The organism is Sporosarcina luteola, from assembly GCF_007991495.1.
Classification (GTDB): domain Bacteria; phylum Bacillota; class Bacilli; order Bacillales_A; family Planococcaceae; genus Sporosarcina; species Sporosarcina luteola.
In genome coordinates this window covers 34,881-49,628 of the sequence record NZ_BJYL01000023.1, presented here as the reverse complement: position 1 = coordinate 49,628, position 14,748 = coordinate 34,881, and the positions used below count along the sequence as shown (strand labels likewise).

The following is a 14,748-nucleotide window of genomic DNA, read 5'->3' as shown; positions in this document are numbered from 1 at the left end:
TTCGTGGAATTGGATTGCACTGCGGTCCTTGAGAATAAAGTAAGTAGGGAACCTATCTACACTTTCTTGTAGGAAAAATACTAGATGTTAAATAGAAGGAGTGGGAAGAATATGATGTTCAATCGTTTTACACAGCGAGCGCAAAAAGTTTTGCAACTTGCACAAGAAGAAGCGATCAGACTGAAACATGAATCCATCGGTACTGAGCATATTTTATTAGGTTTGATACGAGAAGGCGGCGGCATCGCAGCGAAAGCATTGGAAGCGATCGACGTCAGTTTCGAAACAATTGAAAAAGGGGTGGAAAGCCTTGTTGGTTCCGGTTCAAAAGAAGTTGGTCCGATAGTCCATTACACGCCAAGAGCGAAAAAGGTAATCGAGCTTTCCGTCGATGAATCGCGAAAACTGGGCCACTCCTATATTGGAACAGAGCATATTCTATTGGCGCTCATCCGTGAAGGAGAAGGAGTCGCAGCACGTGTACTGAATAATGCAGGCGTCAGTTTGAACCGCGCAAGACAGCAAGTTCTTCAACTGTTGGGAAGCACCGACAGCTCGGTTGGCAATCAAGGCACGACTTCATCCGCCTCGACGCCTACTCTTGATAGCCTCGCTCGTGATTTAACAGAAGTGGCGCGGGAAGGTTCTCTCGACCCAGTTATCGGGCGCAGCAAGGAAATTACTCGAGTTATAGAAGTTCTGGCCAGACGTACGAAGAATAATCCAGTTCTGATCGGGGAGCCCGGTGTCGGAAAGACCGCGATTGCGGAAGGTCTGGCATTGCAGATTGTCAATAATGAAGTACCTGAAATCCTTCGTGATAAACGCGTCATGACGCTCGACATGGGGACTGTCGTTGCGGGTACGAAATACCGTGGCGAATTTGAGGATCGTATGAAGAAAGTGATGGAGGAAATTCGGCAGGCGGGCAATATTATTCTGTTCATCGATGAATTGCATACGCTTATCGGAGCAGGTGGGGCGGAAGGTGCAATCGATGCATCGAACATCTTGAAACCCTCTCTTGCGCGTGGTGAATTGCAATGTATCGGAGCGACAACGCTTGACGAATACCGTAAGTATATCGAAAAGGACGCAGCGCTTGAACGACGTTTCCAACCGATACAAGTGGATGAGCCAACTGTCGAAGAAACGATTTTGATCATCAAAGGGTTGCGCGATCGTTATGAAGCACATCACCGTGTAAAAATCACGGATGAAGCGATTGATGCTGCGGCGAAGATGTCGGACCGGTATATTTCAGATCGTTTCTTGCCGGATAAGGCAATCGACTTGATCGATGAAGCAGGCTCGAAGGTGCGCCTCCGTTCGTACACGACGCCTCCGAACTTGAAGGAACTGGAAGCGAAACTGGAAGCGATTCGACATGAAAAGAATGCCGCGGTGCAAAGCCAGGAATTCGAAAAGGCGGCATCATTCCGCGATAAGGAACAAAAAATGAAAGAAGAGCTGGAAACGACGAAGACCGCTTGGAAAGAGAAGCAGGGCAAGAAGGAATCCGAAGTGACGGTCAATGACATTGCCGAGGTCGTCGCGATGTGGACAGGAGTTCCGGTGGCGAAAATCGCTGAGACGGAAACTGCCAAGTTATTGAACATGGAAGAGCTTCTCCACGAACGTGTCATCGGGCAAAAAGAGGCGGTTACAGCCATTTCAAGGGCGATCCGCAGAGCGCGTGCCGGGTTAAAGGATCCGAAACGCCCGATTGGTTCTTTCATTTTCCTTGGACCTACCGGCGTTGGTAAAACGGAGCTTGCGAGGGCGCTTGCAGAAGCGATGTTCGGCGATGAAGATGCGATGATCCGCATTGACATGTCCGAGTATATGGAAAAGCATGCGACATCACGACTTGTCGGTTCGCCTCCTGGCTATGTCGGTTATGACGAAGGCGGACAGTTGACGGAAAAAGTACGCAGGAAGCCTTATTCGGTCGTCCTACTGGATGAGATTGAAAAAGCGCACCCGGATGTTTTCAATATCCTCCTGCAAGTTCTTGAGGATGGTAGATTGACGGATTCAAAAGGGCGAACAGTCGATTTCCGTAATACAGTGGTCATCATGACGTCGAACGTCGGGGCGGAAACGTTGAAGAAAAACCGTTATGTCGGTTTCAACTTAAACGATGGAGATCAGGATTACGAGGGCATGAAATCGAATATGCTTGACGCCTTGAAAAAAGCATTCCGTCCAGAGTTCCTCAACCGTGTGGATGAAATGATCGTCTTCCACTCGCTTGAGAAGGAACATTTGCGTGAAATCGTCTCTCTCATGTCTAATGAGTTGACGAAGCGTCTTGCAGAACAGGACATCACATTGGAGCTGACGGATGCGACGAAAACTAAAATCTCTGAAGAGGGCTATGACCCTGAATACGGGGCAAGACCGCTTCGACGTGCATTGCAAAAGCATATTGAAGATCGCCTGTCGGAGGAGCTTTTGAGCGGAACGGTTCTAACCGGCGGGAAAGTGATCGTCGATGTGGAAGATGATAAGTTCGTCGTCAAGACGGACCGTGTAGCAGTAACAGAAAATTAATAACAGGATGGCCCTCCCGTAGAGCTCGCTGTCTACGTGGGTGGGCTATCCTTTTCGTATATGGAGGTATATATGGCAAAACGGAAAACAAAGTTTATGTGTAAGGATTGCGGGTACGAGTCGCCGAAATGGATGGGCAGATGCCCGGGATGCGGCGAATGGAACACGATGGATGAAGAAGTTGAGATTGTCAGCAAAGGCCCACGGGGCGCTTTTCAGCATACGGAAACGATCCAGCAAAAAGCGATGCCGATCAGCGCTATACAGACTGCCGAGGAACCGCGGGTAAAAACGGAGCTTGGCGAACTGAATCGCGTGCTTGGCGGCGGAATTGTACCGGGCTCGCTTATGCTGATTGGCGGGGATCCCGGTATCGGAAAATCGACATTGCTGCTGCAAGTATCCTCCCTTCTTGCCAATCAAAATCAGCGCGTTCTTTACATATCAGGTGAAGAATCGATCAGGCAGACGAAGCTTCGTGCAGAACGGCTCGGTGTCGCCTCGGATGAGCTTTATATTTATGCGGAAACGGATTTGGCTAAAATCCATGAGACGATAAATGACGTTCAGCCTAAATTTGTCATTGCCGACTCCATCCAAACGATCCATCATCCCGAAGTGACTTCCGCTCCCGGCAGTGTATCGCAAGTACGTGAATGTACGGCGGAGCTGATGCGTATCGCAAAGACACAAAATATCGCTATTTTCATTGTTGGTCATGTGACGAAGGATGGACAGATTGCAGGTCCGCGCCTCCTTGAGCATATGGTGGATACTGTCCTTTATTTCGAAGGGGAGCGGCATCATACGTACCGGATTTTACGTAGTGTGAAAAACCGCTTCGGTTCTACGAATGAGATTGCTATCTTCGAAATGTTGCAGTCGGGATTGAAAGAAGTACTGAATCCTTCCGAGTTATTCTTGAGGGAAAGATCACAAGGGGGCGCTGGATCTACCGTGGTCGCGTCAATGGAAGGAACCCGACCGATCCTTGTCGAAATCCAGGCGCTCGTCACGCCATCAAGCTTCAATTATCCGAAGCGGATGGCGACTGGAATTGATCAGAATCGCGTCTCGTTGCTGATGGCTGTCCTTGAAAAAAGAATGGGAATGCTGTTGCAAACACAGGATGCCTATATAAAGGTCGCGGGTGGCGTGAAGCTTGATGAGCCCGCTATCGATCTTGCAGTACTTGTGAGCATTGTCTCAAGTTTCCGGGATGCGGCTGCGGGCGGGATGGATTGTTTTATCGGTGAAGTCGGACTGACCGGTGAAGTACGCCGTGTATCCCGCATTGAACAGCGCGTTACGGAAGCCGCGAAACTCGGATTCGAGCGCATCTTCATTCCCTCTTCAAACATCGGAGGCTGGGATTTTCCGGAAGGAATTCAAGTTGTCGGCGTCGAAACGGTAAGAGAAGCATTGAATATCGTTTTTTCTTGAAAAAAAACAGTTGAGGGCCTGGAGCGGTTGAAAGTTCCAGCCTTCAATGATGGCATGTATGGAACTTTTGCATGTAAGGGAAAGTCCTACTTTTGTTGTGAAAATACCATTTTGGATGGTCGAGAACGGCGTAGGGTATGGAAAACATGTATAGTTATAATAACGAAATGGAGGTGTTGTGCATGTTGAAAAGAGTAGTTCAAATTGGATTGCTGCTCATAGGGGGAACGCTCGGCGTTTTATTTTTACCGTATTTATTCACATTATCTTCTTTTACTTCCAAGCCGATGATTGACAATCCCTATGTAGCAGCGGTCTTAGGGGCGGTATTATTATATTTGCTTAGCCTCTTTATCGCGGAGCCGATCGTGAATTTCATCAAATGGATGGAAGATCGTTTGTTGAAGGCTCCTATTTTCGATTTATTGTTCGGTACAATCGGTTTGATGGTCGGGTTGAGTGTCGCCTTTCTTGTCAGTTTTGGTTTAAGCAGTCTTGAAATCCCGTTCATTACTTCAGTTTTGCCAGTAGTGCTTTCCATCCTTCTTGGGTATCTTGGTTTTCAGGTCGGCTTTAAGAAACGGGAAGAATTTTCGCACGCGATTTTTGCAGCGAGAAACAGCAACCCGAAGAAAAAGGAAGGCTTGGAAGTTGCAGGCAAATCTGAATCCAGGTTGAATAAGATTCTGGATACTAGCGTCATTATCGATGGAAGGATTGCAGATATTGCAGCGACCGGCTTTCTTGAAGGGGTGCTTGTCGTACCTCAATTCGTCTTGACGGAACTCCAGCATATTGCGGATTCTTCAGATTCATTGAAACGTACAAAAGGAAGGCGCGGCCTTGATGTCCTGAAACGTCTTCAAACCGACGACGGTCCAAACATTTCGATTACGGATGAGGATTTCAGCGACGTGGCAGAGGTGGATCTTAAGCTTGTACGTCTGGCGAAAAGCATGAATGGTCTTGTCGTCACGAATGATTTCAATCTGAATAAAGTGGCGGATTTGCATGGTGTTGTCGTATTGAACATCAATGACCTGGCGAATGCTGTGAAACCTGTTGTCATTCCTGGTGAAGAGATGCACGTCGTCGTTATTAAGGATGGCAAAGAGCATAATCAAGGAATCGCTTATTTGGATGATGGCACGATGATTGTCATCGAAGAAGGAAGGTCGCATATTGGGAATGCAATCGATGTTGTTGTGACAAGTGTGTTGCAGACATCTGCAGGACGCATGATTTTTGCAAAGCCGAAGAATGGCAAGACTTCAAAGTCTTATTGAGGAAAGATAGGGACGGTTAATGAAAATGTATACAGTGATGCTCCCTGCAGCGGGGAGCGGACGGCGTATGGGTGCCGGGTTCAATAAGCTGTTTTTAGAAATGGCGGGGAAGCCGATATTAATACACACATTGGAAGTGTTTGAACGGGATCCGGGCTGTTCCGGAATGATCCTTTCAGTGAAGTTGGAAGAGAAAGTTGAAATTGAAAAGATACTTGAACAGTTTGGCATTACAAAAGTGAAGGCTCTTGTCGAGGGGGGAGCGGAGCGGCAACAAAGTGTTGCCGCCTGCATTAGGGCCCATCAAGCAGAAGGGATTGTGCTTGTGCATGACGCGGCGAGACCTTTCATTCACCAGGAAGTCATTGATAAGCTTGTCGAGGAGGCGTCCGAACATGGCGCAGCCATCGCGGGCGTCCAAGTGAAGGATACGATAAAATACGCGCCTATAGGCATCGTCGAAGAGACAGTGGATCGGTCAAAGCTTTGGGCGATTCAGACGCCTCAAGCATTCCGTTATGAGCTGTTGAAAGAGGCTTCCGATAAGGCGGAGGCTGATGGGTTCTTAGGAACAGATGAGTCGATGATCGTCGAGCGCCTTGGTTATCCCGTAAGAATTGTGGAAAGTACGTATGACAATGTTAAAATGACAACTAAAGAGGACCTGCTGTTCGGCGAGGTCCTGTTGAAACGTAGACAGTAGGAGGATGACAGATGATTCGGATTGGACAAGGGTTTGATGTACATCAGTTTGAGGAAGGTCGGCCTTTAATTATCGGGGGGATTACAATTCCTCATGAAAAAGGGTTGACAGGGCATTCCGATGCGGATGTACTTTTGCATACTGTGACTGACGCGGCGCTCGGCGCAATTGGAGAGGGAGATATCGGAAGGCATTTTCCGGACACGGATGAGGCTTTTAAAGATGCTGATTCTGCCATACTCCTTCAAAAGGTATGGGAGATCGTGGAGTCGAAAGGCTATCGTCTGGGCAATGTCGATTGTACAATCATGGCGCAACGCCCGAAAATGGCTCCTCATATCGAAACGATCCGCGCGCGCATTGCAGAATTGCTGAAAGCTGATGTGTCCCAAGTGAACGTCAAAGCGACGACAACTGAGAAACTGGGCTTCGTAGGAAGAGAAGAAGGGATCGCCTCGATGGCGACGATTCTGCTATTAAAAGATTGAGTCCTTTTAAAAACGTATTGGCAATGTTAAAATAACACAGGAATTTACTATGAACGGAGATGCACTCAAATGACAACAGAAGTACGTGTACGTTATGCGCCAAGTCCGACTGGCCATTTACATATCGGCGGAGCCCGGACGGCACTGTTCAACTATCTATTCGCCCGTCATCACGGCGGAAAATTCATCGTTCGAATTGAGGATACCGATACGGGAAGAAATATTGAAGCAGGTGAATTGTCCCAGCTCGATAATTTGAAATGGCTAGGGATCCACCATGACGAATCTGTCGATATCGGCGGGGAGTACGGTCCATATCGTCAAATGGAACGTCTTGATCTTTATACGAAATATGCACAGGACATGCTGGATGGAGGGCATGCCTACAAATGTTTCTGTACTTCTGAAGAATTGGAAGCAGAACGTGAAAAACAAAAAGCTTCTGGTATCGCAGCACCGATGTACGCCGGAACTTGCCGTCATTTGACAGCTGAGGAAGTCGCTGAAAAAGAAGCGGCTGGCATGCCGTTTACAATTCGCATGCGAGTGCCTGAGAACGTGACCTACACAGTCGACGACCTAGTGCGCGGGGAAGTAGCTTTCGAATCGAAGGATGTCGGTGACTGGGTGCTTGTCAAAGCGAATGGCATTCCGACGTACAACTTCGCGGTTGTTGTCGACGACCATTTGATGAAAATATCGCATGTCTTCCGCGGTGAAGAACATCTGACGAACACACCTAAACAATTAATGATCTATGATGTATTTGGCTGGGATTATCCACGTTTCGGCCATATGACGTTAATTGTCAATGAAGATCGGAAAAAGCTTTCAAAACGTGACGAGTCGATCATTCAATTCATTTCCCAATACAAGGATCTTGGCTATTTGCCGGAAGCGATGTTCAATTTCTTTGCTTTGCTTGGCTGGTCGCCGGGTGGAGAAGAAGAAATCTTTACACATGATGAGCTTGTAAAACTGTTCGACGAAAGCCGCCTGTCGAAGTCACCATCCATGTTCGATAAGCAGAAATTAACTTGGATGAACAACCAATACGTGAAGAAGCTCAGCTTGGATGAAGTGATCGAATTGGCATTGCCGCATCTTGTAGCAGCTGGACGTGTAAGTGAGAGTATGACAGAAGAGGAACGTCAGTGGGTGCATGACTTGATCGCGCTTTACCAAGCCCAATTAAGCTATGGCGCTGAAATCGTCGAATTGACCGCCCAATTCTTCAATGACGACATTGAATATGATGAACAATCAACAGAAATCCTTGCTGGCGAACAAGTGCCGGAAGTGATGGCATCCTTTAAGCGCCAGTTGAGCGAGCTTGAGTCATTCGATCCAGCTTCAATCAAAGCCGCCATCAAAGCGGTGCAGAAAGAAACTGGCCATAAAGGGAAAAACCTGTTCATGCCAATCCGTGTAGTCACAACCGGTCAAGCACATGGACCGGAATTACCGGATTCCATCGCCTTGATCGGCAAGGAAAAAACAATCGACCGCGTTTCGAAATTTGCGGAAGCTTGATTACAGCAACGATCATCTAGCTCCAGGCGGCAGAGGCTCGGGTCATAAGTCAGCTCCGCCCTCTGTTTTTGATCTAGATAGTTGACTTCAAGTATAATCATTGTACAATTGACGTAAGATTAATAAAAACGACTAGCATAAAAAAGCATTGATAAGGAAAAGTACACATTGCATGCTCTACAGAGAGGATCATCACCGGCTGTAAGTGATCCGTGCCCCTGTAATGTGGAAATGCCCCTTTGAGCGCCGTGCCGAACAATGCAGTAGGCCGGACGCACCGCCAGCGTTACAGGCGTCAAGCGGGAAGTGGCGTTTTGGCTGCTTTCAAGCGGAGTGGAACCGCGCATCTAATGCGTCTCTGTCTAAATATGGACAGAGGCGCTTTTTTGCATTTGTGCAAAATATAAAATTAAAGGAGGTCCAAAAGTGTTTCGTAGGATGAAAGAAGACATTCAGTGCATATTCGAACAGGATCCTGCAGCACGGAGTACGTTGGAAGTAGTACTCACGTATTCCGGCCTCCATGCAGTTTGGTCGCATCGGATTGCCCATAAGTTCTATAAAAAAAATATGCTCTTCATCGCGAGGGTCATTTCACAAGTCAGCAGATTCTTTACGGGTATTGAAATCCATCCCGGGGCAACGATTGGAAGGCGTCTATTTATCGATCACGGGTCAGGAATCGTCATTGGTGAAACTTGTGAAATTGGCGATGATGTCACATTGTATCAAGGCGTGACACTAGGCGGAACGGGCAAGGAGAAGGGGAAGCGGCACCCGACACTGGGGGACAATGTCCTTGTAGCATCAGGCGCAAAGGTACTGGGCTCCATAACGATTGGTGAGAATAGTAAAGTAGGCGCAGGGTCTGTTGTTTTGAAAGACGTACCGTCTGATTCGACGGTTGTCGGCATTCCGGGCAAAGTCGTCATTTCGAATGGGGTTCGTGTGAAAGATAAACATGATCACCTAAGCTTGCCGGACCCTGTTTCGGATACATGCAATCGTCTTGAAGGGGAAATTGCTGAATTGAAAAGGCGGATTAACGAACTTGAAAAGAAGGAAGTGGAAACCGATGGGTATTCAAATTTATAATACGTTGACGCGGAAGAAGGAGCCTTTCATTCCGATGGAGGAAGGGAAAGTAAAAATGTATGTGTGCGGACCGACCGTCTACAACTACATTCATATCGGCAACGCAAGACCGGTGATTGTTTTCGATACAGTCCGCCGGTATTTGGAGTATCGTGGATTCGATGTGAATTACGTGTCGAACTTCACAGATGTCGATGATAAGATCATTAAAACGGCCAATGAGCTTGGCGAAGAGGTCGGCGAGCTTACCGACCGGTTCATCAATGCCTATTTCGAAGATGTTGGGGCACTTGGTTGCGCGAAGGCGGATGCCCATCCGCGAGTGACTGAGCATATCGAAGACATTATCGCATTCATCCAAGTGCTTATCGAGAAAGGGTTTGCCTATGAAGCACAAGGAGATGTCTATTATCGGACGCGCAAGTTTGATGGATACGGGAAACTGTCCCATCAGTCGATCGATGAGTTGAAAGTCGGCGCGCGCATCGAGGAAAGCGGCATTAAAGAGAACTCGCTCGACTTTGCGTTATGGAAATCGGCAAAAGAAGGGGAAATTGCTTGGGAGAGTCCTTGGGGCCTCGGTCGACCCGGTTGGCATATCGAATGCTCCGTTATGGCGCGGGAGCATTTGGGCGATACAATCGATATTCATGCAGGAGGGCAGGATTTGACGTTCCCTCATCATGAGAATGAAATTGCGCAATCAGAAGCGATGACGGGTCAACAATTTGCGCGTTACTGGATGCATAATGGCTATATTAATATCGATAATGAAAAAATGTCGAAGTCACTTGGGAACTTCATTCTTGTAAATGACATCCGTAAGCAGATCGACCCTAGGGTGCTACGTTTCTTCATGCTTTCTGTTCACTATCGTCATCCTGTCAACTTTGCGCAGGAACTTGTGGAAAGTGCGGCAAACGGATTAGACCGTATTCAGACGGCTTACAATAATTTGAAGCACCGCTTACAATCATCCGCAGACTTAGGTGACCAACAAGATATTTGGAAGCACAAAGTGGATGAAGCGGTACGCTTATTCGAAGTGGCGATGGACGATGATTTCAATACGGCGAATGCCATCGCAGTCATTTTTGAACTTGTGAAAGTTGCCAATTTGTATCTGCTTGAAAAAAATACGCAGACAGAAGTCCTTGAGTACTTCCTGTCCACATTTGAACGCATGATGGAAGTGCTTGGTTTGCCATTCACTGGAGAAGACCTGTTGGCTGGGGAAATTGAAGCGCTTATCGAGGAGCGGTTAACGGCGCGCCGTGAACGGAATTTCAGTCGTTCTGATGAAATTAGAGATCTGTTGAAGGAACAAGGCATCATCCTTGAAGACACTGCACAAGGTACGCGGTGGAAGAGGGGATGAGCAAATTGTATACATTGCGCGATATTGATGTAAAGCAACTGAACGCGCTTGCGCTTGCCTATATGGGGGATGCGGTTTATGAACAGGCGATCCGGGAGCATTTACTGCGCTCGGGCCGCGTGAAACCGAATGTTCTTCATAAAGAAGCGACTCGGTATGTTTCGGCGAAAGCCCAAGCGGCGGCCGTCAAAATGATGCATGAAACCGGCTTCCTTTCCGAAGAGGAGGAAGCGGTCCTGCGTCGCGGACGAAATGCAAAATCAGGTTCGGTCCCTAAAAATACAGATGTGTTGACGTATAACTATAGCTCAGGGTTCGAAGCGGTCCTTGGCTATTTATATTTACTTGGAAGAAATGATCGAGTAGGAGAAATTATCGGGGAAACGATGCGGTTCATTGAAAATCCGGAAGAGGAGGGGACGACATGACAAATCAGGAATCGGAATTGATAGGCGGGAAGAACCCAGTCGTAGAAGCATTGCGCTCCGGCAGAGAGTTGAATAAGATCTGGATTGCTGAAGGGTTGAATAAAAAGAGCATAGGTGAAATCCTATCTCTTGCGAAACAATCGGGCATCATCGTACAAGCCGTGCCAAAACAGAAGTTGGACGGAATGCTCGACGTCAATCATCAGGGCATCATTGCTTCCGTTGCCGCTTATGCATATGCCGAACTGGATGATCTGTTTGCGATTGCCAGAAACAGAAGTGAGGACCCGTTCTTTCTTATTTTGGATGAACTTGAAGATCCGCACAACTTAGGCTCGATTTTAAGGACAGCTGACGCCGCAGGAGTGCACGGCATTATTATTCCGAAGCGTCGTTCAGTCGGTCTGACGGGCGTTGTGGCGAAAGCCTCAACTGGTGCGATTGAGCATATTCCTGTCGTTCGCGTAAACAATCTTTCTCAAACGGTTGAAGAATTGAAGAAGGCAGGAGTATGGATTGCGGGTACGGATGCGAAAGGCTCGCAAGATTATCGCACGATGGATGCGACATTGCCGCTAGCGATCATAATTGGCAGTGAAGGCAAGGGAATGTCTCGGATTTTGAAAGAGAAATGCGATTTCCTTTATCATTTGCCGATGGTGGGACAAGTCACTTCCTTGAATGCCTCTGTCGCTGCATCCTTGCTCATGTACGAAGTGTTACGTAAACGCAAGCCCTTAAACTCTGGGTCATGAAGAAAGATATATTGCTCGTCGATGGCTATAACATAATTGGGGCTTGGCCAGAACTAAGGAAGCTGAAGCTCCAAAGTTTGGCTGATTCTCGTGACCGGCTCATCGAAAGGATGGCAGAATACAAGGCGCATACGGGCTGGCGGGTTATTGTCATTTTCGATGCGCACCTTGTTCCGGGGATTGAGAAGAAAAACCAAAAACATCAAGTTGAAATTGTTTTTACCCGCGAAAACGAAACTGCTGATGAACGAATCGAAAAAATGGTGTCCGAGCTAAGTGGGCGGCGCGTGCAAATTCATGTAGCTACATCGGATTTGACGGAGCAATGGGTCATCTTCGCTCAGGGCGCCCTTCGGAAATCGGCCCGTGAACTGGAAATTGAAATGGATGAAATCGATAAATTGATTACGAATAAAGTCAAGGTAATCCAAGAGCAGCGGCCATTTTCAAAGATTCAACTATCGGACGAGGTGGCAGAAATATTTGAAAAATGGCGGCGCGGAATGAAATGAACGGTTGACGCAAAAATTTTCCATACGGTATACTGGTTGAAACGTAATAACGAATCGGGGTGTGGCGATTGGTGGGAAAGACATACGTTCAGGGGGAAATCACGGACTTCACAGAGCTTTCCGATGAAGAGCTTATAGTCCGTATTCAAGAAGGCGGCGCGGATGCACTTGATTTTCTAATTACTAAATATCAATCTTTTGTAAAAATGAAAGCGCGTTCTTATTTCATGATGGGCGGAGATCGGGAAGACATTATTCAAGAAGGAATGATTGGACTTTATAAAGCAATCCGCGATTTTCGGATAGACCGGCTAAGTTCTTTCAAAGCTTTTGCTGAGCTATGCATCACGAGACAAATCATTACGGCGATCAAAACGGCGACTAGGCAGAAGCATATCCCGCTCAATACCTCAGTGTCGTTGGACAAGCCTGTTTTCGATGAGGAATCCGATCGCACATTGTTGGACGTCATTGCGGGATCCGTGCTCGATGACCCGGAAGATTTGATGATTCATAAGGAAGATTTCATCCAAATGGAAGGGGAAATCAATAAAGTTTTGAGTGGACTTGAAAAACAGGTGCTTACACTTTATTTGGAAGGGCAATCCTATCAGGAAATCTCAGATGAATTGAACCGGCAAGTAAAGTCTGTGGATAATGCATTACAGCGGATCAAGCGTAAGCTAGAGCGGCATATGCAGGTGGATGTTGTATTTTGATCAGCTTCTCTATGTATTGCCAACCATTTTCCATCGTATTGACATCATACATGTTAGATGGTACTCTTTAGCAAGACAATGACAAATTACTTAGACTGTTTACAAACATTTGGTATCGATGGAAGTTTAGGGTGAGAGAAGTGTCTAAAAAGATGATTTTATGCTGCGATCGTTGCGGATCTAGAAACTATGTTGTCCCAACGGGGAATAAACAATCGACAATCCGGTTCACAGTGAAAAAATTTTGCAACCAATGCAATGAACATACAGAACATAAACAGACAATTTAATTGCAAATGCAGCAATATATTAGTATTCGGAGGTTTACGATCGAATGGGTAAAATAACCGGATTTTTAAAAGCTGTCGTTTCGGAAATGAGAAAGGTCAGCTGGCCGAAAAGAAAAGAATTGACAAGGTATACGATTGTTGTTATCTTTACAGTCGTTTTCATGGCAGTTTACTTCGGTCTTGTGGATTTAGGCATTTCAGAAGTAATGGAATGGTATCTTGCGTTATAATAAGGCAGTATGAATATCCTTTTTGAAAATATCCCGTCTTGTCAAATGAACGGGTTTTTTCATTTCTTGAAAAAATGCATTTCCTATTGATTGAAGCGGAAGGCATCCGTCTGTAGCGGAAATCTGGAGTATTCTATAACGTATGAAAAAAGGAGGGACGGACACACAGTCCTTGTTATTATGGAAATGGAGAAAAATTGGTACGTTGTCCACACGTATTCAGGATACGAAAACAAGGTGAAAGCCAACCTGGAAAAACGTGTTGAGACAATGGGGATGCAAGATAAGATATTTCGTGTAGTCATTCCTGAAGAGCAGGAAACGGATTTTAAGGATGGCAAAAAGCGGACAGTTATGAAAAAGACGTTCCCGGGCTATGTCCTTGTCGAAATCATCATGACAGACGACTCATGGTATGTCGTTCGTAATACGCCAGGCGTGACAGGTTTCATCGGTTCTTCTGGCGGAGGTGCCAAACCGACTCCGCTGTTGCCGGAAGAAGTTGATTTCATCCTTAAGCAAATGGGAATGAAAGAACGGAAAGCTGAAGCAGATTTCGAGATCGGCGAAATGATCGAAGTACTTGAAGGACCGTTTGCGCACTTCCAAGGAAAAGTGGAAGAAATCGATCAGGACAAAGGAAAAGTCCGAGTTTCTGTTGATATGTTCGGTAGAGAAACGATCATGGAACTTGACTTTAACCAAGTTCAAAAATTATAAGAGATTCCTACTTGCAAGTCGAGCATAAAAATGGTATCATTTCAAAGGTCAGACTGTCGTAAAACAGTCTGGACGGATTAACCAAATTCTACCGGGTGAAACCGGCAGGCACATATTGAGTGGGAGGGGCAACCCAATTACCACATCACGGACTTAAGGAGGTGTGTCTCGTGGCTAAAAAAGTAACCAAAATTGTGAAATTGCAAATCCCTGCAGGTAAAGCTAACCCAGCACCACCAGTTGGACCGGCATTAGGTCAAGCAGGTGTCAACATCATGGGATTCTGTAAAGATTTCAATGCACGCACAGCAGATCAAGCAGGCTTAATCATTCCTGTTGAAATAACTGTATTTGAGGACCGTTCATTCACTTTTATTACAAAAACTCCACCAGCAGCAGTTTTGCTGAAAGTTGCAGCTAATCTTCAAAAAGGTTCAGGCGAACCGAATAAAAAGAAGGTAGCTACTGTAAAACGTGATAAAGTTCGCGAAATTGCAGAACAAAAGATGCAGGATCTAAACGCAGCATCGGTTGAAGCGGCGATGGCAATGGTTGAAGGTACTGCGCGCAGTATGGGAATCACGATCGAAGACTGATCGTATTTCTGGAACG

Annotated in this window: 16 protein-coding genes and 1 other annotated feature; all 16 genes read left to right on the top strand. The window is 46.6% G+C overall.

Annotation, left to right across the window (positions count from 1 at the left end; translation table 11 throughout):
• Positions 1 to 111 precede the first annotated feature (111 nt).
• The 16 genes from clpC to rplK all read left to right on the top strand — a co-directional run bounded on the left by clpC (position 112) and on the right by rplK (position 14,732).
• The gene (gene clpC / locus SLU01_RS09150) at positions 112 to 2,556 is read left to right on the top strand and encodes an ATP-dependent protease ATP-binding subunit ClpC (protein ID WP_147057516.1); all 2,445 of its coding nucleotides are present in this window, start codon (positions 112 to 114) and stop codon (positions 2,554 to 2,556) included.
• Between the two features lie 72 nt (positions 2,557 to 2,628).
• Complete coding sequence (gene radA / locus SLU01_RS09145) at positions 2,629 to 3,999, top strand: DNA repair protein RadA (protein ID WP_147057513.1); 1,371 nt, start codon at positions 2,629 to 2,631, stop codon at positions 3,997 to 3,999.
• Between the two features lie 182 nt (positions 4,000 to 4,181).
• Positions 4,182 to 5,285: a PIN/TRAM domain-containing protein gene (locus tag SLU01_RS09140; protein ID WP_147057511.1), complete on the top strand. Its 1,104-nt coding sequence runs from the start codon at positions 4,182 to 4,184 to the stop codon at positions 5,283 to 5,285.
• 19 nt (positions 5,286 to 5,304) lie between these two features.
• Positions 5,305 to 5,988 carry a 2-C-methyl-D-erythritol 4-phosphate cytidylyltransferase gene (gene ispD / locus SLU01_RS09135; protein WP_147057509.1) on the top strand — a complete coding sequence of 228 codons (684 nt, stop codon included), beginning with the start codon at positions 5,305 to 5,307 and terminating at the stop codon, positions 5,986 to 5,988.
• An 11-nt stretch (positions 5,989 to 5,999) separates the two neighbouring features.
• Positions 6,000 to 6,476 carry a 2-C-methyl-D-erythritol 2,4-cyclodiphosphate synthase gene (ispF, locus tag SLU01_RS09130; RefSeq protein WP_147057508.1) on the top strand — a complete coding sequence of 159 codons (477 nt, stop codon included), beginning with the start codon at positions 6,000 to 6,002 and terminating at the stop codon, positions 6,474 to 6,476.
• A 69-nt stretch (positions 6,477 to 6,545) separates the two neighbouring features.
• Positions 6,546 to 8,009: a glutamate--tRNA ligase gene (gltX, locus tag SLU01_RS09125; RefSeq protein ID WP_147057506.1), complete on the top strand. Its 1,464-nt coding sequence runs from the start codon at positions 6,546 to 6,548 to the stop codon at positions 8,007 to 8,009.
• A gap of 139 nt (positions 8,010 to 8,148) precedes the next feature.
• Positions 8,149 to 8,372, top strand: a binding site (T-box leader).
• Positions 8,373 to 8,435: 63 nt separating this feature from the next.
• Complete coding sequence (gene cysE / locus SLU01_RS09120; RefSeq protein WP_147057504.1) at positions 8,436 to 9,104, top strand: serine O-acetyltransferase; 669 nt, start codon at positions 8,436 to 8,438, stop codon at positions 9,102 to 9,104.
• A complete protein-coding gene (gene cysS / locus SLU01_RS09115; RefSeq protein ID WP_147057502.1) occupies positions 9,085 to 10,482 on the top strand; it encodes a cysteine--tRNA ligase in 1,398 nt (465 codons plus the stop codon). The genes cysE and cysS overlap by 20 nt, the downstream gene beginning before the upstream one ends.
• A complete protein-coding gene (locus SLU01_RS09110) occupies positions 10,479 to 10,910 on the top strand; it encodes a Mini-ribonuclease 3 (protein ID WP_147057500.1) in 432 nt (143 codons plus the stop codon). The genes cysS and SLU01_RS09110 overlap by 4 nt, the downstream gene beginning before the upstream one ends.
• Complete coding sequence (gene rlmB, locus SLU01_RS09105) at positions 10,907 to 11,665, top strand: 23S rRNA (guanosine(2251)-2'-O)-methyltransferase RlmB (protein ID WP_147057498.1); 759 nt, start codon at positions 10,907 to 10,909, stop codon at positions 11,663 to 11,665. Before SLU01_RS09110 ends, rlmB begins: the two co-directional genes overlap by 4 nt.
• Positions 11,662 to 12,177, top strand: a complete 516-nt coding sequence (locus tag SLU01_RS09100) for an NYN domain-containing protein (protein ID WP_147057495.1) — start codon at positions 11,662 to 11,664, stop codon at positions 12,175 to 12,177. Before rlmB ends, SLU01_RS09100 begins: the two co-directional genes overlap by 4 nt.
• A gap of 71 nt (positions 12,178 to 12,248) precedes the next feature.
• Positions 12,249 to 12,896, top strand: a complete 648-nt coding sequence (sigH, locus tag SLU01_RS09095) for an RNA polymerase sporulation sigma factor SigH (RefSeq protein WP_373866406.1) — start codon at positions 12,249 to 12,251, stop codon at positions 12,894 to 12,896.
• A gap of 152 nt (positions 12,897 to 13,048) precedes the next feature.
• Entirely contained in the window at positions 13,049 to 13,186 is a 138-nt protein-coding gene (rpmG, locus tag SLU01_RS09090; protein WP_308507722.1) for a 50S ribosomal protein L33, read from the top strand.
• Positions 13,187 to 13,230: 44 nt separating this feature from the next.
• Positions 13,231 to 13,416 carry a preprotein translocase subunit SecE gene (gene secE, locus SLU01_RS09085; protein WP_147057488.1) on the top strand — a complete coding sequence of 62 codons (186 nt, stop codon included), beginning with the start codon at positions 13,231 to 13,233 and terminating at the stop codon, positions 13,414 to 13,416.
• Positions 13,417 to 13,602: 186 nt separating this feature from the next.
• Positions 13,603 to 14,136 carry a transcription termination/antitermination protein NusG gene (gene nusG, locus SLU01_RS09080; protein ID WP_147057615.1) on the top strand — a complete coding sequence of 178 codons (534 nt, stop codon included), beginning with the start codon at positions 13,603 to 13,605 and terminating at the stop codon, positions 14,134 to 14,136.
• Between the two features lie 170 nt (positions 14,137 to 14,306).
• Positions 14,307 to 14,732: a 50S ribosomal protein L11 gene (gene rplK / locus SLU01_RS09075; RefSeq protein ID WP_060203386.1), complete on the top strand. Its 426-nt coding sequence runs from the start codon at positions 14,307 to 14,309 to the stop codon at positions 14,730 to 14,732.
• Positions 14,733 to 14,748: the final 16 nt, after the last annotated feature.